The sequence below is a fragment of the Cupriavidus sp. 05N39 genome, from assembly GCF_056397325.1.
In genome coordinates, this window is the sequence record NZ_JBFTNE010000002.1 from 50,912 (window position 1) to 73,483 (window position 22,572).

The window sequence follows — 22,572 nt, forward strand, 5'->3', positions numbered from 1 at the left end:
CATTCAGCGGGCCGTTCCGCTGCCCATCGCCGCGAGCTGCACGTATTGAGAGCCGCGCGATCCGTGCGTGAAATCCAGCACGAAATCGCCCACATCGACGCGGGCCTGCAGGGCACGCCGCAGGTCGGCCGGCGTGGCGGCGCGCGGCGCGGACAACGCAGCCCGCACCAGCCAGGCCGCGCCGATGTAGCCAGCCAGCGTGGCGGGTGAAGCGGGCTCGTCCAGGAACTGCTTCATCCGGCCCACGTGCTCCTTGACCACGCGCAGGGTCAGGTCCTGCGGACCCGGCGCAATCTGCGTCAGCACGATGCCGCCGTTATAGCCGGCGCCGAGGATCTCGCGCGCCGCCAGCGGGTTGACCGCGGACAAGCCCACTAGGAAGCCGTACCACCCCCGCGCGGCCAGCGCACGGCCGAGATTGCCGTAGGCCAGCGTGTCGCCGGCCATGATCACCGCCGCCGGGCGCGCCGCGGCGATGCGCGACGCCGCCGCGCCGCTGTCGCTGCCCTTGCCGGCTTCCAGCGTCAGCGCTTGCAGGCCCGGCTCCTGCTCCAGCCGGCGCCGCCACGGCGTGCCTGCGGCCAGGCTTCCTGCAGCGAAATCCGGCGCCACGGCCAACACCAGCTGCTTGAGCCCGTAGCTGCGCAACTGGTGAATCGCCGCATCCAGTTCGGCGCGGTAGTCGGCCCGCGTGTACCAGACATGATCGGCCGCGAGCGACAGCCCCGATAAGGGCGCGACGATCTGCACGCCGCGCCGGGCCAGCTCGGGAGAGGCGGCCAGCACCGGCAACAAGGCGTCGCTGGGACCGAACAGGAGTTCGGCGCGCTCGCCGTCGACCAGCGACAGCGCCTGCGCGGTGGCCGCACGCGGATCGGTTTCGACTTCCCGCACCACGTGCACCACGCGCGGCTCGCGCGCGCCGGCGTTGGCCGCGTCGAACATGACCTTGGCGCCGGCCAGGTAGTCGCGCGCGAGATCGGCCTGCGCGCCGCCGCGATCCACCAGGTGGCCAATCACCAGCGGGCGTCGCGGGGGTGACTGCGCCAGTAACGTGGCGGGCGCCAGCAGAGCGCTGCCGAGGGCGGCCAGCAGGCGGCGGCGCGGCATTTGTGGCGCGCAATGCGCCTGCGCAATCAGGGGAGAAGCGTGCATGGGGGCCGAAGGGACGGATTGAGCTGGTGGATGGAAAGCCGGCAAGCGCGGGGCAGCCTATCCGGTCCAGGTGACGCTAGCATGACGCGGCGCACGCTGGTGACGGCCTGGCCGCTGGTGGCCGGCCAAGGGCCCTGGTGCCATGGGCCACGACTTGACGCCGGTCAACGCGCGCAGGAGCGGCCCCCACTACGATGAGCCATCCAATCCACCACGAAGGCCGCCCCATGGCTGATCTCGCCCGCGCCACCGCATCCGTCCCCGTTTCCATTGCCAGTCCGCCGAACACCTGCTCCGGCAATTGCGGCGCCGCCTGCAAGAGCAAGCAACTGGGCCGGGCCGCCTCGGCCCCGGACCGGCATGCCTTGTCGGACTTCCGCGAGCTGGCCGGCCGCATGGACATCAACGGCCCGCGCTACACCTCCTACCCCACGGCGGACCGCTTCCATGGCGGTTTTGGCGAGCAGGACTACCGGCAAGCACTGGCCGATTGCGCGGCCAGCGCTGGCGTGGATGCCGGCCGGCAGCCGCCCTTGTCGCTCTATGTGCATGTGCCGTTTTGCGAGAACATCTGCTACTACTGCGGCTGCAACAAGATCATTACCAAAGACCATCGCCGCAGCGCCCGCTATGTGGATTACCTGGCGCGCGAGATGGCGCTGGTAGCGCAACAACTCGGCGCGCGGCGCGAGGTGGTGCAATCGCACTGGGGCGGCGGTACGCCGACCTTCCTCGACCCGGCGGAGATGCGCCGCGTGATGGATGCCTTGCACCAGCATTTCAACCTGCTGCCCGAGGGCGAACACTCCATTGAGATCGACCCGCGCCGGATCGGCGACGCGCAGATGGCGCTGCTGGCCGAACTCGGCTTCAACCGCATCAGCCTGGGCGTGCAGGATTTCGACGCCGAGGTGCAGCAAGCGATCCACCGCGTGCAATCGCAGGCCGAAACCCGGGCAGTGGTCGACGCCGCGCGCCGGCTCGGCTTCCGCTCGGTCAGCATGGACCTGATCTACGGCCTGCCGCACCAGACCACGGCGCGCTTCGCCGCCACCGTGGAGCAAGTGCTGGCGATGCGCCCGGACCGGCTCTCCGTGTACAGCTATGCGCACCTGCCGCACGTGTTCAAGCCCCAGCGGCGCATCGACGAGCGCGCGCTGCCGGCGCCCGCTGAAAAACTCGACATCCTGGTCGGCACCATCGAACAGCTCACCGCCGCGGGCTATGTCTATATCGGCATGGATCATTTCGCGCTGCCGGACGACGCGCTGGCCGTGGCCCAGCGCGAGGGCCGGCTGCAGCGCAACTTTCAGGGCTATTCCACCCACGCCGGCCATGACCAGCTTGGATTTGGCGTCTCGTCGATCGGTGCGGTGGCGGGCCGCTATGTACAGAACGCGCGCACGCTGGACGATTATTACCGCGTGCTCGACGGCGGCGTGCTGCCGGTGATGCGCGGCTTCGCCATGCGCGATGAGGATCACTTGCGGCGTGAAGTCATCGGTGCGTTGATGTGCAACGGCGTGCTCGATATTGCAGCGGTGGAAGCCCGGCATCGCATCGACTTTGCCGCGCACTTCGCTGGCGAGATGGCGGACCTGGGGCGGCTCGCCGGGGAAGGCCTTGTGCGATGCGAGCCCGGCCGCATCGAAGTGACCCCGCTGGGCCGCTTGCTGGTGCGCCGGCTGGCGATGGTCTTCGACGGCTTCCTGCGTGAAGACGCGCGGCGGGCTGCGGACGCGGTGCCGGCAGTGGCACCAGCGGGAACCCCGGGCGCCGATGCAGGTACGCCGCTGCCGGCGCCACTGCGCTACTCGCGCGTGGTCTGAGCCACTGACGCCCGGCAGCAGGCAAACAAAAAGCCCGCGGCGAGCCGCGGGCTTTTTGTTCTCCGGGTCCGTTCCACCGCTTGCGCCGTGGTGGCCCCGGGATGATTTCCGGCCGGTTACTTCGACGCGTTGGCCATGTAGTCGACCGCTGCGATCACGTCGGCGTCCGGGCCGGCGTAGCCGCCCTTCGGCGGCATCACGCCCTTGCCCTTCAGGGCGAAGGCGTGAACGGCGTCCATGCCTTCCTTCAGGCGCGGCGCCCAGGCAGCCTTGTCGCCCAGCTTCGGCGCGCCGGCAACACCGGCGGCGTGGCAGGCGGCGCAGACCTGGTCGTAGACCTTCTTGCCCACTTCGGCGGAAGCCGGCGCTGCAGCAGCAGCCGGTGCGGCAGCAGCAGCGGGAGCTGCCGGGGCTGCTGCTGCGGCAGGCGCGGCAGCGGCATCCGAGGCAGCGGCGGTAGCCGGAGCGGCAGCAGCGGGCGCTGCGGGCTCCGGGAACTTGGCACCGCCGGCGTCGGCCATGTAGACCACGGCACGGCCCAGTTCGTAGTCGCTGTAATCGTCGGCGGTGGTGCCGGCGCGGGCTTGCATGGCGCCCTTGCCGTGCAGCACGGAGTTCAGCAGGCCGGTGAAGCCCTGGCCGATACGCGGAGCCCAGTCGCCGGCGGTGCCGTACTTGGGCGCACCGGCAGCACCGGTGGCGTGGCAGGCGGCGCAGACTTCCTTGTAGACCTGTTCGCCCGTCTTATAGACGCGCGCTGCATTCGGATCCTTCAGTTCGAGCGAGGCGACCGGCTTGATGCGGTCATTGACGGCTTCCACGGTAGCGGTGGAGCCCGCGCCTTCCTTGGCGCCGTGTCCGACAAAATTGACCAGCAGGATGATCACGATGATTGGCACCAGGAAGGCGGCAATCACCACAGCGATCAGCTGCTTGGGGGTCTTGATGGGAGACTCGTGTTCGTCGTGTGCGTTGTGGACGTCGCTCATACTCAACTCTCAATTTGCAGGAAACCTGTGGCCGCTCGCGATCGGCTGCTTATGTGGCCGCTTGCTCGGTGGCCAATTCCCCCTGGCCAATTGCGTGCATCGGACTGTTATCCGGCGTCAACTGTCCCCAAAGGGGCCAGCCAGCGGGGTATGCCACCGCCATCCACCGACCTGATGTGGACGTTGCGCAGCCCCGTTTTTACACAAATAACTCGCGATTATAGCCTCAAAGGCCTATGGCATGAGGCAAAAGCGGCTTGGAAGAGACGTCACCACGCCACCCTGATTGAGCCGGACATGGACGTCCGCGGACAAACACGGTATCCTATGCGACTTTCCGGCAGCGGCACTCGCGCGCTGCCTGCGAAGTACCCCGTCATACCCTGTGCGCCCGTAGCTCAATGGATAGAGTACTGCCCTCCGAAGGCAGGGGTTGCTGGTTCGATCCCAGCCGGGCGCACCAAGATTCCACCTTGCAGTTGCTGCCACGGCAGACGATTTTCTCGCTGAGCCTGAGCATGCGATCCGGTACCGGATAGTTGCAAGCCAGGATGCCCTCGCACATTTCATAGAGGAAATCTCCGCCATCCAGCCCAAGCTGGTCGCGCACGAAGGAGATGGCGCCGGTCAGGAACTTGACTCCTGGGGCGTCGCGGTAATAGCGCGCGAAGAGATCGAAGCGCTCCGCAATGCCAGCGCGCCGGGGAAAGCCGCCGACGCCTTCCGCGAGATACGAAAATGACCGTTCCGATTCAATCATGGCAAACAGCCCAAGCTGCCAAAAGCCGTGGCGTGGAACCGTTGCAAGGAAGTTCGGATTGCCACGCCCGGCGTTGAGCATCAGCCGGTTCGAAACGCTGCCCGCCAGCTTGATCAGCTCGTCCTTGAGTTCAAAGGGCGAGAGGTTTGCGAACTTCGACATATCCGGTCGACTCATGGCATATCGCCCAGAATATTGCACCGCGCAACGCAAGAGTTCTGGCATGCGATGGTGTTATCCACCGGCCTGAAGCCGCGTCTGGGGATACGGGCGGGATCCAACGGGGACCACCCACCAGTAATCGGCCGGAGCCTCCGGCCTACTCTATGAGACGGGGCGATACCCGGGCATGCCAAATCAAATACGCTTGCCCGGACATTGCGCTGACAACTAGCATTTGACCTGAGTGGTCTTCTCTTTCGCATGGAGTTCGGGAGGAGTCGCGTTACCACCGTGCGTCTCAAGGTATTGACAGGCTTTGACAATATCGTTTGCCAGCAACATCGCCACCGTCTGATTGATATGTGGCCGGATGACAACCCGAAGACTGGTCACGGTCTCGGCATTCGGTGGCATGGAATACGCGGAGAGAACCCAGCCATGCTCGCGGACCTTGTTTGAGACATCGAATTCGTTGAAATTCTTGATCTTCTTGTTCAGCGTCACTGCGACCACGGGGATACGTTGCGTCTCGTTCATGATGTCGAAGTACCCACTATCGACCAGCACCTTCCGCAGCGCGATCGCATTGTCCAGCGTGTGCGTCATGATTCTCTTGTAGCCGTCGAAGCCAAGATGCAGGAACAGGTAGTACTGCACCGCAACCTGAAAGGCGTTGCGGCTGAAATTGAGCGTGGCTGTTGGCATTTCGCCGCCAAGGTAATTCACGTAGAACACCAGATCCTCGTTGAAAATCTTGCGCTCCCGGAAAATCACCCAACCCAGACCGGGAGGCGTCAGGCCGTATTTATGTCCGGACGCATTGATGGATAACACGCGTGGCAGGCTGAAGTCCCACTTGTAGTCGGGATAAAGGAAGGGGTTCACAAAGCCGCCGGAAGCGCCGTCAATATGCATCGGGACGGAAGTTCCGGTGCGCTTCTCATAGTCATCCAGCCAGTCGTGAATCGCCTGGATGTCGTCATCTTCCCCGGTAAAGGTTTGTCCGGCGATGGCGACGACGGCAATGGTGTTCTCGTCTACATAGCTGTCGAGATCCTCGGCGGTCAGCCGATAGTTTCCCGGCTTGAGCGGCACGATACGCGGTTCCACATCGAAGTAGCGCAGGAATTTCTTCCAGACGATCTGAACGTTGCCACCCGTCACCATATTAGGGCGCGAAACATCTTTGCCCTCCGCCTGACGCCTTTGCCGCCAGTTCCACTTGTGTGCCAGGCCAGCCAGCATGCAGGCTTCCGATGAGCCCACTGTTGCAGTGCCATATGGCTCCACGCCCTTGGGCCCGTTCCAGAGTTGGTGCAGCCAGCGCACCATCCGCTGCTCCATCTCGAAGACCTGCGGATACATATCGTGATCGATATAGTTCTTGAAGATGTTTCGAGCGGCAACCTCCCTGGCTTCTGGCTCGGCCCAGGTCGTCACGAAGGACGACATGTTCAGCATCGGGTTCGCATCGGTCCATTCCTCGCTGACCACGAGCGCCGCAGCGGCGCGTGCGGAAATTCCCAACTTAGGAAAGTGATCCTCCGGGATCTTGATATTGAACTCGTCGTAAGCAGTAACCTTATCCGGATTGGCGGCCATTATTCACCTCTCGCAGTGATTAACCCATCGGCCGATTTGTCCGGTGGGAGATTGTTTTCGCCCGAGAACACGCATGTATGACTGTCTCTCACGCGCACAGGCGACGGATCAACTCCACAATAGATGAGGTCGCGCTCCGCTCCTTGTCATGGATCAATGTTCAAGTGCCGGTATGGGCTAGCTTAACCAAGACGAGCGCGATGCCTGAAAACGCGTGTTTGGCAGCAAACGGGAGCCGTAGCCATGTCCTGGTTCGTGTCAACGCTAAAAGCCTATCCTGAGATCGCCATTTTCCTTGCGTTGGGGGTCGGTTACTGGGTGGGCGGGAAGAGCTTCAGGGGCTTCAGCCTGGGAGCGGTAACCTCAACGTTGCTCGTAGCCATTGTCATCGGGACCCTGGGCGTCAAGATCTCGGTCAATGTGAAAGCTGTGTTCTTCCTGATGTTCCTGTTCGCCGTGGGCTATAGCGTCGGACCGCAGTTCGTGCGAGGCATCGCCAAGGACGGGATACCGCAGGTTATCTTCGCAGTGATCTCTTGCGTGCTGTCACTGACGGCGGTGGTCGGAGCGGCAATCCTGGCGGGATACGACCTGGGTTCGGCGGCGGGGCTTTTCGCCGGGTCGCAAACGATTTCCGCATCGATGGGGCTTGCCACTGACGCGATCAACCGGCTCGGGCTGCCGCCGGATGAGGCCAGGAAACTGCTGGAAGGCATGCCGATTGCCTACGCTGTGACTTACATCTTCGGCACCGTGGGTTCGGCGATCATCCTGGCCCAGATCGGCCCGAAGCTGCTGGGCATTGATCTGGTAGCCGCTTGCAGGGATTACGAGCGACAACTTGGTGCGGGAGAGTCGGGAGAAGTTGGCACGGAATGGCATGAGTTCGAATTGCGTGCCTATTCATTGGCGCCGGACAGTCCTTTTATCGGCAGGGCGGTCGGGGACATCGAGGCCAGCACCCCGGAAGGACATCGCGCCTTTATCGAACGCATTCGCAGGGATGGCAAGATCATCGAGGCGCACCTGAACACGAGCCTCGCGCCCGGCGATATTGTCGCCATCGGCGGTAAGCGCAATCAGTTGATCGAACGCTTGGGTCCTAGCAGCAGGGAAGTCGACGATGCGGAACTGCTCAATGTGCAGACAGAGGGCGTCGACATCTACATCACGAACAAGGAGGTCGATGACCATTCACTGAAGGAGTTGGCAACTTGGCCGTGGGCACGTGGCGTGTTTCTCAAGAATATCAAGCGGGGTCCGACTGAAACCGTGATACCGGTGCTGCCGAAAACGAAACTCTATCGCGGCGACGTGATCACGCTGGTGGGCCGTATCCAGGATATCAACGCCACCGCAACGCATCTGGGCTACGTCGACCGGCCAACCAACGTGACGGATGTGGCTTTGATGTCACTGGCGATCATGGCCGGTGCGCTGATCGGTGCAAGCGTGTTGAAGGTCGGCGGTATTCCGCTAACCATCTCCACCGCAGGCGGTACGCTGATTGCGGGCATCATTTTCGGATGGTTCCGGGCGATACACCCGACGTTCGGCCGCATCCCCGAGCCGACGATCTGGTTCATGAGTTCGGTCGGCCTCAACGTCTTCATCGCTGTGGTGGGCATCTCCGCGGGCCCGGGTTTCATCGCCGGCTTGCAGAAGCTTGGCATCAGCCTTCTCCTGTGGGGCATCCTTGCGACCTCGATCCCGCTGGCCGTTAGCATGCTCCTCGCCAAGTTCGTGTTCCGCTTCCACCCGGCGATCCTGCTCGGCGCCTGCGCAGGCGCGCGTGCCACCACGGCAGCGCTGGGCATGATCTGCGATGGCGCCAAGAGCCAGGTCCCTGGGTTGGGGTACACGGTGCCCTATGCCGTCGGCAATACACTGCTGACGATCTCGGGCATGGTGGTCATCATGATCCTGTCGTGAGGCAGATGGCACTGATGCCGTTGAAAGCTAATCATGCCTCAGTCAAACGGAGTTGCACTGGGATATCCGCCAACAGGCGTCCTTGGTCCTGGAGACGGTTGCCTCGCGCGCCCTTCGTCCGTGGCCGAGGCAATTGAACGAATCGCCAAGGGCCACAATATGCCGAAGGAAGTTATTCAACGGGAATTCCGGGATTGCCTGGGGCGCACTTTTGATCGATGCAAAAGTTCCGAACTATATTCTGCTGCTGGCGGAGAAGAGAGTCACAGAAGCACTTCGACAAAGACGGGGCCATGCGTCACGACCCGTCCATTTCATAGCATCATCGGGCTGTTCCGGGTCCGCACGTCATATTGGCACGGGGGGCGCTGCCCATCGTCTCACGGTCCGTAGTTCTACGTGGTGATGAAGTTGCTGGCAGGGGTCAGATTGCGGTCCGGCAACCGGCGAATATGGACAGCTACGCACCGTTAACCCCGCGCAGCGGGCCTACGTTGTCGGTTCAGCATGCATAGGAATGATTGTGGTAGTCGCACGCTGAACCTCATCGATCATCGTCTCCAGTTCTGTGCTAGCGCGCCAAACGAACCGCCAAGGCCCTGTGCGATCGGCTGTTTCCGCGCGCCTCGCTTGGGCACGAGTGCAATCGATCGATCCGGCCGGGAATCCTGGCCCTCACCGCATTGCTATTCCGTCGGCTCTGGCGCCGCCTTGATGATCTCCTCCAGTTGTTCGCTCATTGGAATGCCCAGCCGCTCACCGGTCGGCAACCGGTTCAGGAACCACTGCTTGTACAGGCGGTCGAGTTCGCCAGACGTGCTCAGCTTGCGCACGGCCTTGTCGACGACGGCGGCGAATTCCGGGTCGCCCTTGCGCAGCATGATGCCGTAGGGGTCGTAGGAGAGAAACTCGCGGGTAACGTCGTACTGGCTGCGCGTGCCGTACTTGGCCAGGAAGCCATACAGCAGAATATCGTCGCCCGCATAGGCGTCGGCGCCGCGATGCCGCAGGACCTCGAAAGCGTCGGCATGGTCGCGAGCGCGGATGATCTTCAGGCCGAGATTGAAGCGCGTGGACAATTGCTCGATGGCGTCCACGTTGGTCGTGCCAGCCGTAGCAACCACCGTCTTGCCCTTCAGGTCGCGGAACGACTTGATCGGCGAACCGTGCGGCACCATCAGTTTGGTCCCCGCCAGGAAGATCACGGGCGAGAACGCGACGCGCTGCTGCCGCTCGGCGTTGCGTGTCGTGGAGCCGCACTCGAGATCGATCTTGCCGGAAACAATCGCATCGAAGCGGCTCTCGGACGTCACCGGCACCCACTTGATCGTCAGGTCGCGGCCGACCTCTTCCCCCGCGGCCTCGACGATCGACGCGCAGATGTCGATTGAATACCCGATCGGCCTGCCGATCTGGTTCAGGTAGGAAAACGGCAATGAGGATTCCCGGTAGCCGATGATGAGAGCACCCGTTTCCCTTGCCTTCTTCAAAGTTCCGGACAGCGCGAAAGGCTCCTGCGCCCCGATGGAGGCGGCGGCTGCCGCCAGGCACATGGCCATCGAGATCCGCAGCACCATATGGACGGGCCGGGCTCGCCGGCGTGCTTGTTGGGAGTGCATGCGTCGGTCCTGGGTGTCGCGCGCCGCGCCGCCTATGCTTGCGCGGCGTCTGGCTTGTGCAAGGGCACCGCCCCGTCGGCGGTATCGCTTTCGCCTCCCTCGTCCAGCGTGGGTCCGCTCGACAACTGACCTTCCCATTTGGCCACCACGGCTGCCGCAATCGAATTTCCCACCGCGTTGGTGGCCGAGCGGCCCATGTCCAGGAATTGGTCCACCCCCATGATCAGCAGCAGGCCGGCCTCTGGCAGACTGAACTGGTTCAGCGTGGCCGCGATGACCACCAGCGATGCGCGCGGCACGCCGGCCATGCCTTTCGAGGTCAGCATCAGCAGCAAAAGCATGGTGATCTGGGTGCCCAAGGGCAGGTGGATGTCATAGGCCTGCGAGATGAACAGTACGGCGAACGTGCAGTACATCATCGAACCGTCCAGGTTGAAGGAGTAGCCCATTGGCAGCACAAAACTCGAGATCTTGCGGTCGACACCGAATTTGTCGAGGGCTTCCAGCAGCTTGGGATAGGCGGCTTCCGAGCTTGCGGTCGAGAATGCCAGCAGGAACGGCTCGCGAATCAGGCGGACCAGCACCAGGGCCCGCTTGCCCAGGAACGCGATCCCCGCCAGGACGAGCAGTGACCACAGCACCAGCAATGACAAGTAGAAGCCGCCCATGAACTTGGCAAACGTCACGAGGATCGCCAGGCCTTGCGTGGTGATCGTCGACGCGATGGCGGCAAACACGGCCGCCGGCGCCAGCCACATCACCGCACTCGTGATCTTCAGCATCACCTGGACCAGATCCTCGATGACGCCGGCCATGCGCTTGCCCTTTTCGCCAAGCGTCGACAGCGCGGTCCCGAAGAAGATCGAGAAGACCAGGATCTGCAGGATTTCGTTGTTTGCCATGGCCTCCGCCGCCGAGCGGGGAACCAGGTGGATGACGAAGTCCTTCAGTGTGAAGGCATTGGTTTTGAGGCTGGTGGCGGTGCCAACCTCGGGCAACGGCAGTCCGAGGTTGTGGCCCGGTTGCAGCATCGTTGCCATGATCAGGCCGAGGGTCAGCGAGACGAGCGATGCGGTGATGAACCAACCCATCGCCTTGACGCCGACGCGCCCCACAGTGCTGGCATCCCCCATATGGGCGATGCCCATCACCAGCGTGGAGAAGACCAGCGGGGCGATGATCATCTTGATTAGTCGCAGGAAGACATCGGTGATGATCGAGAAATAGCCGGCAACGTCCTTCGCGGCCTTGGGATCCGGGAAGGCAATATTGCAGGCGTAGCCGACCACGCCGCCAAGTACCATCGCGATGACGATGTAGGTGGTGATATGGAGATGTTTTCCCATGGCCGGCCCCTGGCGGTTGCAGAGCGATCTTGTGCATGGCAGGCGCTGGCCGCTCGCCCCGCATTTCGACCTGGCTGACTCGGCACTGACCACGTGCTTGATGCAACTCTTCAGCGGCGGGAAATGGTCCGAAATTCGGTTCCAGCTACTCGAAATGCGGTGGTCTGCACGTAAGTAACGATAGGCGCTCGCACCGATGATGTGCAAGCCAGAGATCATGTGCCAGATCACAAAACTGGCGCGGCAGATGTCCTGAGGCGCCTGCATGCCGTCCGGCGGGCGGCCGGCGCTGCCATCCCGTTGACCTGGATCAACCCGCCCCCCCGTCTGTCTCCTAATCTTTCACAGAGATATCGAAATCCGGTGGATTCCCGATCAAGGCAGTCTGAAATGCCTTCGCGGGATTGCGGAGTGCCATTGGCCTTGTCGGCGTACAGCCAGGGCCGCGCGAAGCGATGGCTTGTGCGTGTTTAGCGGGTATTGAATGCCACCACCACGGTACCTTTGATTTGCGGATTCCTGAGGAGAACAGGATGATCATGCATCTGAATTTCCGCACTGTGATGGCAGCGGTGTGCACGACGCTGGTGATCGCATCGGGCCCTGCCCGTGGCGACGAAATCCCGCTGATCACCGGCAAGCATTGGATCGAGTCATCGGAGCAGGCGAAGAAGGCTTACCTCATTGGCATCGCCAATGTCATCCAGGTTGATATCGCGTATCGCGCTCAGGTGGGCAATTCACCACCAGACACGCAAAGCGTCATTCCTCGCCTGGCGAAGGGGCTGCAGGGCCAGACACTCGAAACGGTGCGGGAAGGACTGGATCGGTGGTACGCCACGCATTCCGATCGGCTTCAGCGGCCGGTTATCGAAACGATCTGGTTCGAAATGGTCGTTCCCGGACTTCAGCGCAACAAGTAGGTGAAACGCATGAAATCACTCGGACTGATCGGTGCAACGCTTGCCCTAGTCGGCATTGTCGGGTGCACGAACATGACGCCGCAACAACAAGGGACGATGTCGGGCGCGGGCGTGGGCGCGTTGGCCGGCGCAGGCATCGCCGCCATCGCGGGCGGGAGCGCCTGGACCGGTGCCGCGGTAGGCGCTGTCGCTGGCGGTGTCGCGGGCAACATCAAGGGAGGCAAGCAGCAGTAAGGCGCGTCCGCCGCTTCGCTGCAAGACCGGGCATGGAGACTTGCCTCATCCTCCGGCCCTGGCTTGAGCACGGAGCGGCTGGCGCAAACCTGAAAATGGGGAGTGCCACATGTCCAAGAATAGGAAGGGAAAGAGCGAGAGTGCCGCACCTCAAACCGGGACGCGTTACTTGTCGGCCGATGATCGCGCCACCGAAGGGCGGGCACTGCGCGACACGGTGCCGCGCGCATCGCATGCTGGATGGACGGCGCCCAAGGATCGCCGCGACCCGATTGAACTCCTGATCGAATCCAATGAGGGCCGCATCCTGAGCCTGACCCCGATCCGCTTCGGGCGCATGGCGGCTTCGCCATTCGCGTTCTATCGCGGCGCGGCCGTACTGATGGCAGCCGACCTTGCCAGCACCCCGACGAGCGGGATCCGGGTGCAGGCGTGCGGCGATGCGCACCTGATGAACTTCGGCGGCTTCGCGACGCCCGAGCGCAACGTGATTTTCGACGTCAACGATCTCGACGAGACACTGCCGGCCCCTTTCGAGTGGGACCTGAAGCGGCTTGCAGCCAGCGTGGTCGTGGCGGCGCAACATCTGGAGCTGCCCCGCAGCGACGCGGGACGCGTGGCCACGGATCTCGTGCGCGAATACCGCGAGCGGATGGACAATTTCGCCGGGATGCGGGCGCTCGACGTCTGGTACAACAGGATCGACCTGCAAAAGTATGAAGACCGGACGGGCAATCCGGCTGTCGTGGCGGCGACTCGCAAGCGCTTGGAGGAGCGGCTCGAATCGGAGCGGCGCAAGACGGTGCCTGACCATCTGTATCCGAAGCTCGTCTCGGAGGAAGGGGTCAAGCCCAGGATCAAGGATGAACCCCCCCTGATTTTCCATCCGACGGAAGAACAGGCTCCCGGTCTCGGGGCAGGGTACACGGAAGCCATTGCCTCGTATCGGGAGAGCTTGCCCGAGCATGTCCGGACATTGTTCGACCGCTTCCACTACGTCGACCTGGCCCTCAAGGTCGTCGGCGTGGGAAGCGTTGGCACGATGTGCGCAGTGGGACTGTTCATGGCGGCGGACAATGACCCGCTGTTCCTGCAAGTGAAGGAGGCGAAGGCCTCCGTGCTCGAGCCCTATGCGGGCAAGAGCCTGCACGCCAATCATGGCCAGCGCGTCATCGTGGGACAGCGCCTCATGCAGTCGGCCAGCGATGTGTTCCTTGGATGGACCCGAGGCGTGAACGGCCGCGAATTCTATGTCCGCCAGCTTCGCGACATGAAGTTGTCCGCGGTTATCGAGGACTGGGATACAGGGTTGTTGCGGCAATACGCGCGGATGTGCGCGCATGCCCTGGCTCGCGCGCATGCCCGCTCCGGCGATGCCGCGGTGATCGCCGGATACATGGGTTCCGGGCAATCCTTCGACGACGCTGTGGGCGAATTTGCGACCGAGTATGCCTCCCAGAACCGAAGCGACTATCGGGCGTTCCTCAGTGCAATCAGAGAGGGCCGGATCACGGTGATGGTCGAAGACTAGGCAGGAACGCTGCCGGGGATTTCCGGGGAACTGCTCTCGGCGTGGAGAGGCCAACAATGAACGCTCGCGTCTCGGAGCCCGGCGCCGCCCGGGATTCGCCCCTGACTACGCAAGACTTCTCGCTCGTCCTGGGCGGGCCACTCTTCCAGCTTCTGCGTAAGGCACACCTGGCCGATGACGCGTTGCAGCTGGTGCACCAGCGCATCATCGTCATGTCCTTGTTCGCCTGGCTACCGCTCCTGGTGCTGTCAGCGGCTGAGGGACAGCTGCTGGGCGGCCGAGTGACCTTGCCTTTTCTGCTGGACATCGAAGCGCATGCGCGCTTCCTGCTGGTGATGCCGCTGTTGATCGCTTCAGAGCTGGTGGTGCACCTTCGCATGCGGCCGGTGGCGAGGCTGTTCATAGARCGCAAGCTGATTCCCGAAAACGCCTCGATGCGATTCGAGGCGGCTATCGCGTCGGCGTTCCGGCTGCGGAATTCCGTGCTCACCGAGTTGCTCCTGATCGGCATCGTGTATGGCGTCGGCATCCTCGTCATCTGGCGGCACTACACGGCGCTCGACGCCGCCACATGGTACGTGACATCGTCCGCCGAAGGCTCGAGACTCTCGCTTGCCGGCATGTGGTATGGCTACGTGAGCCTGCCTGTCTTCCAGTTCCTGTTGTGTCGCTGGTACTTCAGGCTCCTTGTCTGGATCCGTTTTCTCTGGCAGGTGTCACGCATCAAGTTGATCCTGATTCCCATGCATCCGGACCGCGTCGGCGGCCTGGGATTTCTCGCCCAGGCGGTCCATGCCTTCGCGCTGCTTGCCATGGCGCACGGCGTGCTGCTGGCTGGGCAACTCGCCAACCGCATCTTCTATCTCGGGGCCACGCTGCCTGAGTACAAGGTACAGATCGCGGTCATGGTCATTTTCCTGCTGTGCCTTGTACTTGGCCCGTTGCTGGTGTTTTCGCCTCAGCTGGCGGAGGCGAAGCGCACGGGCCTGCGTGAATACGGCACGCTGGCGGAGCGCTACGTACGCGAGTTCGATGCCAAGTGGCTACGCGGAGGAGCCGCTCCCGATGAATCGCTTGTGGGTAGCGGCGATATCCAGTCCCTCGCGGATCTGGGCAACAGCTTCGACGTTGTGCGGACGATGCGCATTGCCCCGATTACGCGAGAATCCGTCATGCAGGTCGCCGTGGCCACCCTTTTGCCGGTCCTGCCGCTGGCGCTGACCATGATGCCGTTGGAAGCGCTGCTCAAGATGATGTTCGGCCTGTTGTTCTAGGCGACCGTTCCCCGTCCGGCATTGCCACCCTCCTGGGAGCGGTAGCGTGCGATGGTCTGTTATTCCCGCTCAACCGCGCCTGGAAAAACCGGCCGGCATCGGCTGCGTGCTCAAGGCGATGACAAGCCTGCTGCTGGTACATCCGGCGAGCCAACGCACGGGGCCGGGTCCTTGATATCATCCGTCGCATGCTGCCCGATATCCTCATCCCCCACACCGAATACGAAATCACCGCGATCCGCGCGCAAGGCGCCGGCGGGCAGAACATCAACAAGGTCTCCAACGCGGTTCACCTGCGTTTCGATGTTCGCGCATCGTCTCTGGAAGAGGGGCACAAGGCGCGGCTGCTGCAGCTTCACGATCACCGCATCACGCGCGACGGCGTGGTGGTGATCAAGGCGCAACAGCACCGCAGCCTGGAGATGAACCGCGAGGAAGCCGTGCAGCGTTTGCACGACCTGGTGCGCAGCGTGGCCACGCCGCCGCGCGCGCGCCGTCCCACGCGGCCAACCTACGGGTCCAAGATGCGGCGCCTGGAAGGCAAGAGCCAGCGCAGCCAGGTCAAGGCACAGCGCGGCAAAGTCGTGGACTGAGCGCCAACGCCACGTCACATCGCGCATTCGCCGCGCGTACCCGTCCCCGCGCCCGCGTATCCCGCCGCCCCCTTATTGGTGGCGCTTCGTGACGCGGTTCGCGAACGCGGCCGCGTCCGCCAGTGCGCGCCGCGCTTCCGGCAGGAAGGGATGGTAGAGCTGCCAGACATGCGGCACGCCGTGCCAGACGTGCAGCTCGGCCGCGCCGCCGGCCGCCCTGGCGCGTTCCACCAGCCGGCGCGAATCGTCGAGCAGCACTTCCTTGTCGCTGGCCTGCACATAGAGCGGCGGCAGCGCCGCCAGCGCGGCCGGGTCGGCGTAGAGGGGCGAGACCAGCGGGTCGGTGGCGGCGGTGTCGCCCAGGTACAGGCGCGCAGCGCGGGCGATCGACTCACCGTGGAACATGACGTCGTGGCGCTCGTTGCTGCGCAAGGTTTCGCCGGTAGCCGCCAGGTCCGTCCACGGCGAGAAGAGCAGCGCCCCCGCGGGCAGCGCCGTGCCGCGCGCCTGTAGCGCGAGCAACGTCGCCAGCGCCAGCCCGCCGCCGGCGGAATCGCCGGCAATCACGATGTTGCGTGGCGCAATACCGAGTGCGAGCAGCGCCGAGTAGGCATCGACGGCATCGTCCAGCGCGGCGGGGAAGGGATGCTCGGGCGCCAGCCGGTAGTCCAGCGAGAACACCGGCATGCCGGTCCCGCGCGCCAGTGCCAGCGTCAGCGGACGGTGCGTCTGCGGCGTGCAGAAGTAGTAGCCGCCGCCGTGCAGGTAGAACAGCGTGGGGACATCGGCGTGCGCGGCGGCGCCATCGCGGCGCGTCCATTCGCCCGGCAACGCGGCCGCCTCGGAGCGTTCGATGCGCCAGCCCGCCGGCACGCGCGCGTTCTGCCCGAACTGCGCCATCGCGCGGCGGGTGCCGGCCACGTCGATCTGCGCCGGCGGCGCGCCGCGCTTCAGGCGCTTTCTCAATCCGTAAGACAGCAACAGGTTCTGCAGGCTCATCGGGCTCCTCGCTCGGTGGTCAGGACTCGGTGTGGAGGCTTGCGGCGTTCAGTGCGGCCGGCGCTCCGGCGGCTTGCGTTTGCGCGCCGGGGCGGGTGCCGGTTGTGCCTGGCTTTGCTCGCGCTCTTGCGCCCGCTGCTGTTCGGCGGCGCCGCGCAGCAGCCAGCCGATCAACTGCCTGGATTGCTGGATGCGCTGGCGCCGGCCCTTGGCGCTGTCTTCGAGATAATCCGTCGACAAGTGGAACAGGTAGGACACCACGTAGCCGCACAGGTCGTCGATGACCGGGCGGGACAGCCCGGGGCACAACGCCAGCCGCTCGATGTCTTCCGCCATTTCGGCGGCGATGTCCGCCAGCAACTGGCGCACCGCGTCGCGCAGCGCGGGTTGGGGGCCGGTGCTGCCGCACACACCGACAAAGAAGGCGTCGGGGTGGGCGTCGGCGTAGGCGAAGAATGCGTCGCAGGCACGCGTGGCGACTTCGCCGGGATTGTCGCGCGCCACGGCCCAGCGCACCGCGCGCAGCATGGGCCGCAACTCGTTGCTGACCTCGGCCACCGCGGTCAGCGCCAGGTCTTCCATATCGCGGAAGTGGCGATAGAACGTGTTGGGGTTGAGCCCCGCCTCGCGCGCCAGTTCGCGCAGGCCCAGGCCGGCGAAGCTGCGCCTGGCCGCGGCCAGGCGCAGCGCCGCGTCGATCAGTTTGCGTTTGCCGCCGGCAACGTCTTCCATGGTCACAGCCAAAAAGTTAATGCCGGGATACCCCGGCGTGGTCATGCTTCGGTTTGGAATTGACACTCGGTCTACATTCGTCTACTTTGCTGCAAAAGTAGACGAATGTCTACGCCGACTTGCGGGGGCAGCGATGCACCCCGCAAGAAAATAACGAACAAGAGACACAAGGCGGCCGCGTGCCCCTTGGCCCAATCCTGGCGATCCGCTCGCCGACTACCACCAGGTGAACCGACCATGCAGCGCGACTCCGCTCCCGCCGTGCCCGCCGCAACCCTGTCCGCCGCGCCGGCCGTGTCCGCCCTCGCGCCGATTCCGTGCGACGCCGGCTGGCCGCTGGTCGGCAACCTGCTGCAAGTCACGCCCGGCAAGGTCGCGCAGCATCTGCTGGCACGCAGCCGCCATTTCGGTGGCATCTTCGAACTTGATTTCGCCGGGCGCCGCGTGGCGTTCGTCAGCGATGCCGCGCTGGCGGGCGAGCTGTCGGACGGGCAGCGCTTTCGCAAGATCGTCGGGCCGCCGCTGTCCTACCTGCGCGACCTGGCAGGCGACGGCCTGTTCACCGCGCACGGGGAGGAAGAGAACTGGGGACGCGCCCACCGCATCCTGATGCCGGCGTTCAGCCAGCGCGCGATGAAAGGCTACTTCGACGTGATGCTGCGCGTGGCCAACCGCCTGGTCGACAAATGGGACCGCCAGGGCGCGGACACCGACATCGCGCTCGCCGACGACATGACCCGGCTCACGCTGGACACCATCGCGCTGTCGGGTTTCGGCTATGACTTCGATTCATTCTCGCGCGAGCAGCTCCACCCCTTTATCGATGCGATGGTCGGCGCGCTGGAAGAGGCCATGGGCAAGCTGACCCGCTTCGCGCTGCAGGACAAGTTCATGCACGCGGCGCACCGCAAGTTCGCCGAGGACATCCGCTACATGCGCGAGCTGGTGGACGAGGTGGTGAGGCAACGCCGCGCCGCGGCCGGGAAGGATGCCGGCCAGCCGCCGGCGCACGACCTGCTCAACCTGATGCTGGACGCGCGCGATCCCGACACCGACCAGCGCCTGGACGATGTGAATATCCGCAATCAGGTCATCACCTTCCTGATCGCAGGGCACGAGACCACCAGCGGCTTGCTGACCTTCGCGCTGTACGAACTGCTGCGTAATCCCGGCGTGCTGGCGCAGGCCTATGCCGAAGTGGATGCCGTGCTGCCGGGAGATGCACCGCCGGTCTATGCCGACCTTGCCAGGCTCCAGGTGATCGACCGCGTGCTCAAGGAAACACTGCGCCTGTGGCCCACCGCGCCCGCTTTTGCGGTGGCGCCGTTCGAGGACACCGTGATCGGGGGGCGCTACCTGATCCACAAGAACCGCCGCGTTTCGGTGGTGCTCACCGCGCTGCACCGCGACCCCAAGGTGTGGGCCGATCCCGAACGCTTCGACATCGACCGCTTCCTGCCGGAGCACGAAGCCAGGCTCCATCCGCACGCCTACAAGCCGTTCGGCAATGGCGAGCGCGCCTGCATCGGGCGCCAGTTCGCGCTCACCGAGGCCAAGCTGGCGCTGGCGCTGATGCTGCGCAACTTCCAGTTCAGCGATCCGCACGACTACCAGTTCCGCATCAAGGAAACGCTGACCCTGAAGCCGGATGCGTTCACGTTGAGGGCGCGCAGGCGCCGACCGCATGAGCGCATCGCCGCCGCCGCGGCGGCCGGCGCGGCCAGCGTCCAGTCGCAACGCCCGGCGGTGCGGGGCAATGGCCAGGCCCTTGCCGTACTGTGCGGGTCGAGCCTGGGCACCGCGCGCGAACTGGCCGAGCAGATCCACGCCGGTGCGCTGGCGGCCGGCTTCCATGCCACGCTGCGCGACCTGGATGACGCGATTGGCGCGCTGCCCGCCGAAGGCCTGGCGGTGATCGTGGCGGCCACCTACAATGGCCGCGCGCCCGATTCGGCGCGGCGCTTCGAGGCCATGCTCGACGGCGCGGCTGTGGATAACTATCGCGCCGGAGACCTGCGCTTTGCCGTGCTCGGCTGCGGCAATTCGCAGTGGGCCACCTATCAGGCATTCCCCAAACGCCTGCACGACTTCTTCGGCGCTGCCGGCGCCACGCCATTGCTCGCGCGCGGTGAAGCCGACGGCAACGGCGATTTCGACCAGGCGGCGGAGTCGTGGCTCGCCGGGCTGTGGCAATCGCTGCAGGCGCTGCGTGTGGAGCAGGGCGCGGCGCCCGATGCGGCGGGCGCGAGCCACATCGAAGTGCGCCTGCGCGATATCGCCACGATCCGCGCCGGCACGCTGCCGCCGTCGACGCAGGCCTTCACGGTGCTGGCCAACACCGAACTGGTGAACGATCCTGCCGGCCTGTGGGACTTTGCGCAGGAAGCGCCGCGCACTTCCACGCGCGATATCCGGCTGCGCCTGCCCGAAGGCGCGAGCTATGCCACCGGCGATCATCTCGCGGTCTATCCGCAGAACCATCCGGCCACCGTACGCGACCTGTGCGAGCGGCTCGATCTCGATCCGGAGGCCATGGTGACGCTGTCCGCCGCGCATGCATCCGCCGCGCGCGGCCTGCCGCTGGAGGAGGCGCTGCCCTTGCGCGCGCTGCTGACACATTTCATCGAACTGCAGGACGTGGTGTCGCGCCAGACGCTGCGCACGCTGGTGCAATACACGCGCTGCCCGTTCACGCGCGCGGCGCTGGAACGGCTCGGGTCGGACCATGCGGAAGACGGCTACGCCGCGCGCGTCGCCGCGCAGCGGCTGGGGCTGGTGGACGTGCTGGTGAGCCATCCCGCGATCGCGCTGACGCTGCCGGGCTTGCTGGCCTGCACGGTGCCGATGCGCCCGCGCTTCTACTCTATCGCCTCGTCGCCGGCGGTATCGCCCGACGTGGCGACGATCACCGTCGGCATGGTGTTGTCGGCGGCATTGTCGGGCCGCGGCCTGTTCCGCGGCGTGGCATCCACCTGGCTGCAGGGACTCGCGCCGGGCGCCGTGGTGGCGGCGGCGATCCGTACGCCCAATCCGGCCTTCGCGCCCGATCCCGATCCGGCGCGGCCGATGATCCTGGTCGGGCCAGGCACCGGCATCGCGCCGTTCCGCGGATTCCTGGAAGAGCGCGCGGCGCAAATGGCAGCTGGCCAGGCGGTGGCAGCCAGCCGTCTCTACTACGGCTGCCGCCATCCGGAGCACGACTGGCTCTACCGCGACGATGTGGCGCGCTGGCAGGCCGGGGGCGTGGTGCAGGCGCATGCCGCCTATTCCACCGCCGGCGCGCCGGACCAGCGCTATGTGCAGCATCTGCTATGGCGCGATCGCGAAACCGTGTGGGCGATGCTGCAGGACGGCGCCACGATCTACGTGTGCGGCGATGGCCGGCTGATGGCGCCGGCGGTGCGCCGCACGCTGATCGAGATCGCCGCGCAGCAGGGCGGCATGAGCAAGGCCGCGGCGTCCGACCGGCTTGCGGCGATGGTGGCGCAGGGGCAGTACCGGCAGGACGTGTTCAACTAGCCGGCCAGGTGCCGTCTCGCCTTCGCGCTGGTTGGCAGAAATCTGCGGATCATTGTCAGCCGCCACGGCGCCATATTCCTTACGCTCGGTGTCATCCCCACCGCCCTTACACCGGAGCGCCCGATGGCACGTCCCGCGATGTCCCAGGCCCGGGTCCTGGCAATCTGCCAGGCCCTGTTTACCTCGGCCCTGTCCGTCGATCTGACGCTGACCGGGCTGGTCGGCTACACGCTCGCGCCTGACAAGGCGCTTGCCACGCTGCCGTTTGCGCTGATCACCGTCGCATCGGCCCTCACCGCCATCGCCGCCGCCTTCCTGATCGAGCGGCTGGGCCGCCGCGCGGCATTCAGCCTCGGCGGGCTGGCGTGCTGCGCCGGCGGGCTGGTGTCCGTGTGGGCGATCGCGCACCATGACTTCGCCGCCTTCTGCGTGGGTACCGCGCTGGTCGGCGTGTTCCAGGCCTTCGCGCGCTTCTACCGGCTGGCCGCCGCCGATGCCGCCGCGCCTGCCGACAAGCCGCGCGCGATCTCCACGGTGCTGACCGGCGGCGTGGTGGCGGCCGTGTGCGGCCCCGCCATCGCGGCGTGGAGCAGCAACCTGATGGTGGCGCAGCCCTTCGCGGGCTCCTACGCGGTGGTGTCGGTGTTCGGTCTCGCCACGGTTCTGCTGCTGGTTTTCGGCTACCGGGAGCCGCCCGCCCAAGCCGCCGCCGCGGTAGCCGCCGGGCACGGCGACACGGCACTCCCCGCGCGCCCGCTGGCCGAGATCGCGCGCCAGCCGGTCTTCCTCGCGGCCTTCGCCAACAACGGCATCGGCAATGCGGTGATGATGTTCGTGATGACCGCCACGCCGATCGCCGCGGTGGCGTGCAGCCACACCATCAAGCAGGGCGCGCAGATCATCGAGTGGCACCTCGTCGGGATGTACGCGCCATCCTTCTTCTCCGGCTGGCTGCTGCAGCGCTTTGGCCGCGGGCCGATGCTGATGTGCGGCATCGCGCTCGCTGCGATGGGTTCGCTGGTGGCCCTGGCGTCGACAGCACTGCCGGCCTTCTACGTCGCATTGCTGTGCCTGGGCGTTGGCTGGAATTTCATGTTTGTCGGCGGCACCACCTTGCTGGCGGAGAGCTACCGGCCCGCGGAGCGCGCGCGTACCCAGGCGCTGGCCGAATTCTCGGCCGCCGCGCTGACCGCGCTGGCCACGCTTGCCGCCGGCCAGGTGCTATACCGCCATGGCTGGCAGGCGGTCAACCTGGCGGTGCTGCCCGCGTTGGGGGTGGCGCTGCTGGTCACGCTGGGCTGGCAACGGCAAGCGCCACGCGCGGCGGCGCTGGCGGGGTGACGGCCGGCGCCAGTATGATCGGCGGCTGGCAC

At 65.2% G+C, this 22,572-nt stretch carries 16 protein-coding genes, 1 tRNA gene and 1 pseudogene; 10 read left to right on the forward strand and 8 right to left on the reverse strand.

Annotation, left to right across the window (positions count from 1 at the left end):
• Positions 1-3 precede the first annotated feature (3 nt).
• The gene (locus tag AC1DN0_RS01170) at positions 4-1,155 is read right to left on the reverse strand and encodes an ABC transporter substrate-binding protein (RefSeq protein ID WP_441634520.1); all 1,152 of its coding nucleotides are present in this window, start codon (positions 1,153-1,155) and stop codon (positions 4-6) included.
• Positions 1,156-1,550: 395 nt separating this feature from the next.
• Here AC1DN0_RS01170 and hemN point away from each other — a divergent pair, with 395 nt between their 5' ends.
• The gene (hemN, locus tag AC1DN0_RS01175; RefSeq protein WP_441634528.1) at positions 1,551-2,984 is read left to right on the forward strand and encodes an oxygen-independent coproporphyrinogen III oxidase; all 1,434 of its coding nucleotides are present in this window, start codon (positions 1,551-1,553) and stop codon (positions 2,982-2,984) included.
• A 116-nt stretch (positions 2,985-3,100) separates the two neighbouring features.
• Here the strand turns inward: hemN and AC1DN0_RS01180 are convergent, their stop codons facing one another.
• A complete protein-coding gene (locus AC1DN0_RS01180) occupies positions 3,101-3,973 on the reverse strand; it encodes a c-type cytochrome (RefSeq protein ID WP_441634518.1) in 873 nt (290 codons plus the stop codon).
• A 387-nt stretch (positions 3,974-4,360) separates the two neighbouring features.
• Here AC1DN0_RS01180 and AC1DN0_RS01185 point away from each other — a divergent pair.
• Positions 4,361-4,436: transfer RNA gene (locus AC1DN0_RS01185), tRNA-Arg, on the forward strand.
• A gap of 30 nt (positions 4,437-4,466) precedes the next feature.
• Here AC1DN0_RS01185 and AC1DN0_RS01190 read toward each other — a convergent pair.
• Positions 4,467-4,910: pseudogene (locus AC1DN0_RS01190) on the reverse strand (bifunctional aspartate transaminase/aspartate 4-decarboxylase); the annotation flags it as partial.
• 213 nt (positions 4,911-5,123) lie between these two features.
• Positions 5,124-6,497, reverse strand: a complete 1,374-nt coding sequence (gene gad, locus AC1DN0_RS01195) for a glutamate decarboxylase (protein WP_441634516.1) — start codon at positions 6,495-6,497, stop codon at positions 5,124-5,126.
• Between the two features lie 243 nt (positions 6,498-6,740).
• Between gad and aspT the strand changes: the two genes are divergently transcribed.
• Positions 6,741-8,429: an aspartate-alanine antiporter gene (gene aspT / locus AC1DN0_RS01200; RefSeq protein WP_441634514.1), complete on the forward strand. Its 1,689-nt coding sequence runs from the start codon at positions 6,741-6,743 to the stop codon at positions 8,427-8,429.
• Positions 8,430-9,115: 686 nt separating this feature from the next.
• On the opposite strand, the gene AC1DN0_RS01205 is transcribed toward aspT, so the two are convergent.
• Together AC1DN0_RS01205 and AC1DN0_RS01210 are read right to left on the reverse strand one after the other, a co-directional pair.
• The gene (locus tag AC1DN0_RS01205) at positions 9,116-9,988 is read right to left on the reverse strand and encodes an amino acid ABC transporter substrate-binding protein (protein ID WP_441634526.1); all 873 of its coding nucleotides are present in this window, start codon (positions 9,986-9,988) and stop codon (positions 9,116-9,118) included.
• Between the two features lie 92 nt (positions 9,989-10,080).
• Positions 10,081-11,394, reverse strand: coding sequence for a dicarboxylate/amino acid:cation symporter (locus AC1DN0_RS01210; protein ID WP_441634512.1), 1,314 nt, complete (start codon positions 11,392-11,394; stop codon positions 10,081-10,083).
• Between the two features lie 533 nt (positions 11,395-11,927).
• Here AC1DN0_RS01210 and AC1DN0_RS01215 point away from each other — a divergent pair.
• The 5 genes from AC1DN0_RS01215 to arfB all read left to right on the forward strand — a co-directional run bounded on the left by AC1DN0_RS01215 (position 11,928) and on the right by arfB (position 15,949).
• On the forward strand, positions 11,928-12,317 hold the full coding sequence (locus AC1DN0_RS01215) for a hypothetical protein (RefSeq protein ID WP_441634510.1): 390 nt from the start codon (positions 11,928-11,930) through the stop codon (positions 12,315-12,317).
• A gap of 9 nt (positions 12,318-12,326) precedes the next feature.
• Positions 12,327-12,551, forward strand: a complete 225-nt coding sequence (locus tag AC1DN0_RS01220; protein WP_045242279.1) for a hypothetical protein — start codon at positions 12,327-12,329, stop codon at positions 12,549-12,551.
• A 109-nt stretch (positions 12,552-12,660) separates the two neighbouring features.
• Entirely contained in the window at positions 12,661-14,082 is a 1,422-nt protein-coding gene (locus AC1DN0_RS01225) for a DUF2252 domain-containing protein (protein WP_441634508.1), read from the forward strand.
• Between the two features lie 56 nt (positions 14,083-14,138).
• Complete coding sequence (locus AC1DN0_RS01230) at positions 14,139-15,356, forward strand: hypothetical protein (RefSeq protein ID WP_441634506.1); 1,218 nt, start codon at positions 14,139-14,141, stop codon at positions 15,354-15,356.
• Positions 15,357-15,544: 188 nt separating this feature from the next.
• Complete coding sequence (gene arfB, locus AC1DN0_RS01235; protein WP_441634504.1) at positions 15,545-15,949, forward strand: alternative ribosome rescue aminoacyl-tRNA hydrolase ArfB; 405 nt, start codon at positions 15,545-15,547, stop codon at positions 15,947-15,949.
• Positions 15,950-16,021: 72 nt separating this feature from the next.
• Here the strand turns inward: arfB and AC1DN0_RS01240 are convergent, their stop codons facing one another.
• Positions 16,022-16,948: an alpha/beta hydrolase fold domain-containing protein gene (locus AC1DN0_RS01240; protein ID WP_441634502.1), complete on the reverse strand. Its 927-nt coding sequence runs from the start codon at positions 16,946-16,948 to the stop codon at positions 16,022-16,024.
• 48 nt (positions 16,949-16,996) lie between these two features.
• On the reverse strand, positions 16,997-17,680 hold the full coding sequence (locus AC1DN0_RS01245; protein WP_441634500.1) for a TetR family transcriptional regulator: 684 nt from the start codon (positions 17,678-17,680) through the stop codon (positions 16,997-16,999).
• Between the two features lie 237 nt (positions 17,681-17,917).
• On the opposite strand from AC1DN0_RS01245, the gene AC1DN0_RS01250 reads away from it, so the two are divergent.
• Positions 17,918-21,199 (forward strand): bifunctional cytochrome P450/NADPH--P450 reductase, encoded by a 3,282-nt coding sequence (locus AC1DN0_RS01250; protein WP_477145483.1) that lies wholly within the window; start codon positions 17,918-17,920, stop codon positions 21,197-21,199.
• Positions 21,200-21,322: 123 nt separating this feature from the next.
• Positions 21,323-22,540, forward strand: a complete 1,218-nt coding sequence (locus AC1DN0_RS01255) for an MFS transporter (protein WP_441634496.1) — start codon at positions 21,323-21,325, stop codon at positions 22,538-22,540.
• Positions 22,541-22,572 lie beyond the last annotated feature (32 nt).

What these genes read in the sequence shown, in the direction of transcription:
- AC1DN0_RS01255 (WP_441634496.1), top strand. Translation starts at nt 21,323, where the DNA reads ATGGCACGTCCCGCGATGTCCCAGGCCCGGGTCCTGGCAATCTGCCAG.
- AC1DN0_RS01205 (WP_441634526.1), bottom strand. Translation starts at nt 9,988, where the DNA reads ATGGCCATGTGCCTGGCGGCAGCCGCCGCCTCCATCGGGGCGCAGGAG.
- gad (WP_441634516.1), bottom strand. Translation starts at nt 6,497, where the DNA reads ATGGCCGCCAATCCGGATAAGGTTACTGCTTACGACGAGTTCAATATC.
- AC1DN0_RS01240 (WP_441634502.1), bottom strand. Translation starts at nt 16,948, where the DNA reads ATGAGCCTGCAGAACCTGTTGCTGTCTTACGGATTGAGAAAGCGCCTG.
- aspT (WP_441634514.1), top strand. Translation starts at nt 6,741, where the DNA reads ATGTCCTGGTTCGTGTCAACGCTAAAAGCCTATCCTGAGATCGCCATT.
- AC1DN0_RS01250 (WP_477145483.1), top strand. Translation starts at nt 17,918, where the DNA reads ATGCAGCGCGACTCCGCTCCCGCCGTGCCCGCCGCAACCCTGTCCGCC.
- hemN (WP_441634528.1), top strand. Translation starts at nt 1,551, where the DNA reads ATGGACATCAACGGCCCGCGCTACACCTCCTACCCCACGGCGGACCGC.
- AC1DN0_RS01170 (WP_441634520.1), bottom strand. Translation starts at nt 1,155, where the DNA reads ATGCACGCTTCTCCCCTGATTGCGCAGGCGCATTGCGCGCCACAAATG.
- AC1DN0_RS01215 (WP_441634510.1), top strand. Translation starts at nt 11,928, where the DNA reads ATGATCATGCATCTGAATTTCCGCACTGTGATGGCAGCGGTGTGCACG.
- AC1DN0_RS01220 (WP_045242279.1), top strand. Translation starts at nt 12,327, where the DNA reads ATGAAATCACTCGGACTGATCGGTGCAACGCTTGCCCTAGTCGGCATT.
- AC1DN0_RS01210 (WP_441634512.1), bottom strand. Translation starts at nt 11,394, where the DNA reads ATGGGAAAACATCTCCATATCACCACCTACATCGTCATCGCGATGGTA.
- AC1DN0_RS01180 (WP_441634518.1), bottom strand. Translation starts at nt 3,973, where the DNA reads ATGAGCGACGTCCACAACGCACACGACGAACACGAGTCTCCCATCAAG.
- arfB (WP_441634504.1), top strand. Translation starts at nt 15,545, where the DNA reads ATGCTGCCCGATATCCTCATCCCCCACACCGAATACGAAATCACCGCG.
- AC1DN0_RS01245 (WP_441634500.1), bottom strand. Translation starts at nt 17,680, where the DNA reads ATGGAAGACGTTGCCGGCGGCAAACGCAAACTGATCGACGCGGCGCTG.
- AC1DN0_RS01225 (WP_441634508.1), top strand. Translation starts at nt 12,661, where the DNA reads ATGTCCAAGAATAGGAAGGGAAAGAGCGAGAGTGCCGCACCTCAAACC.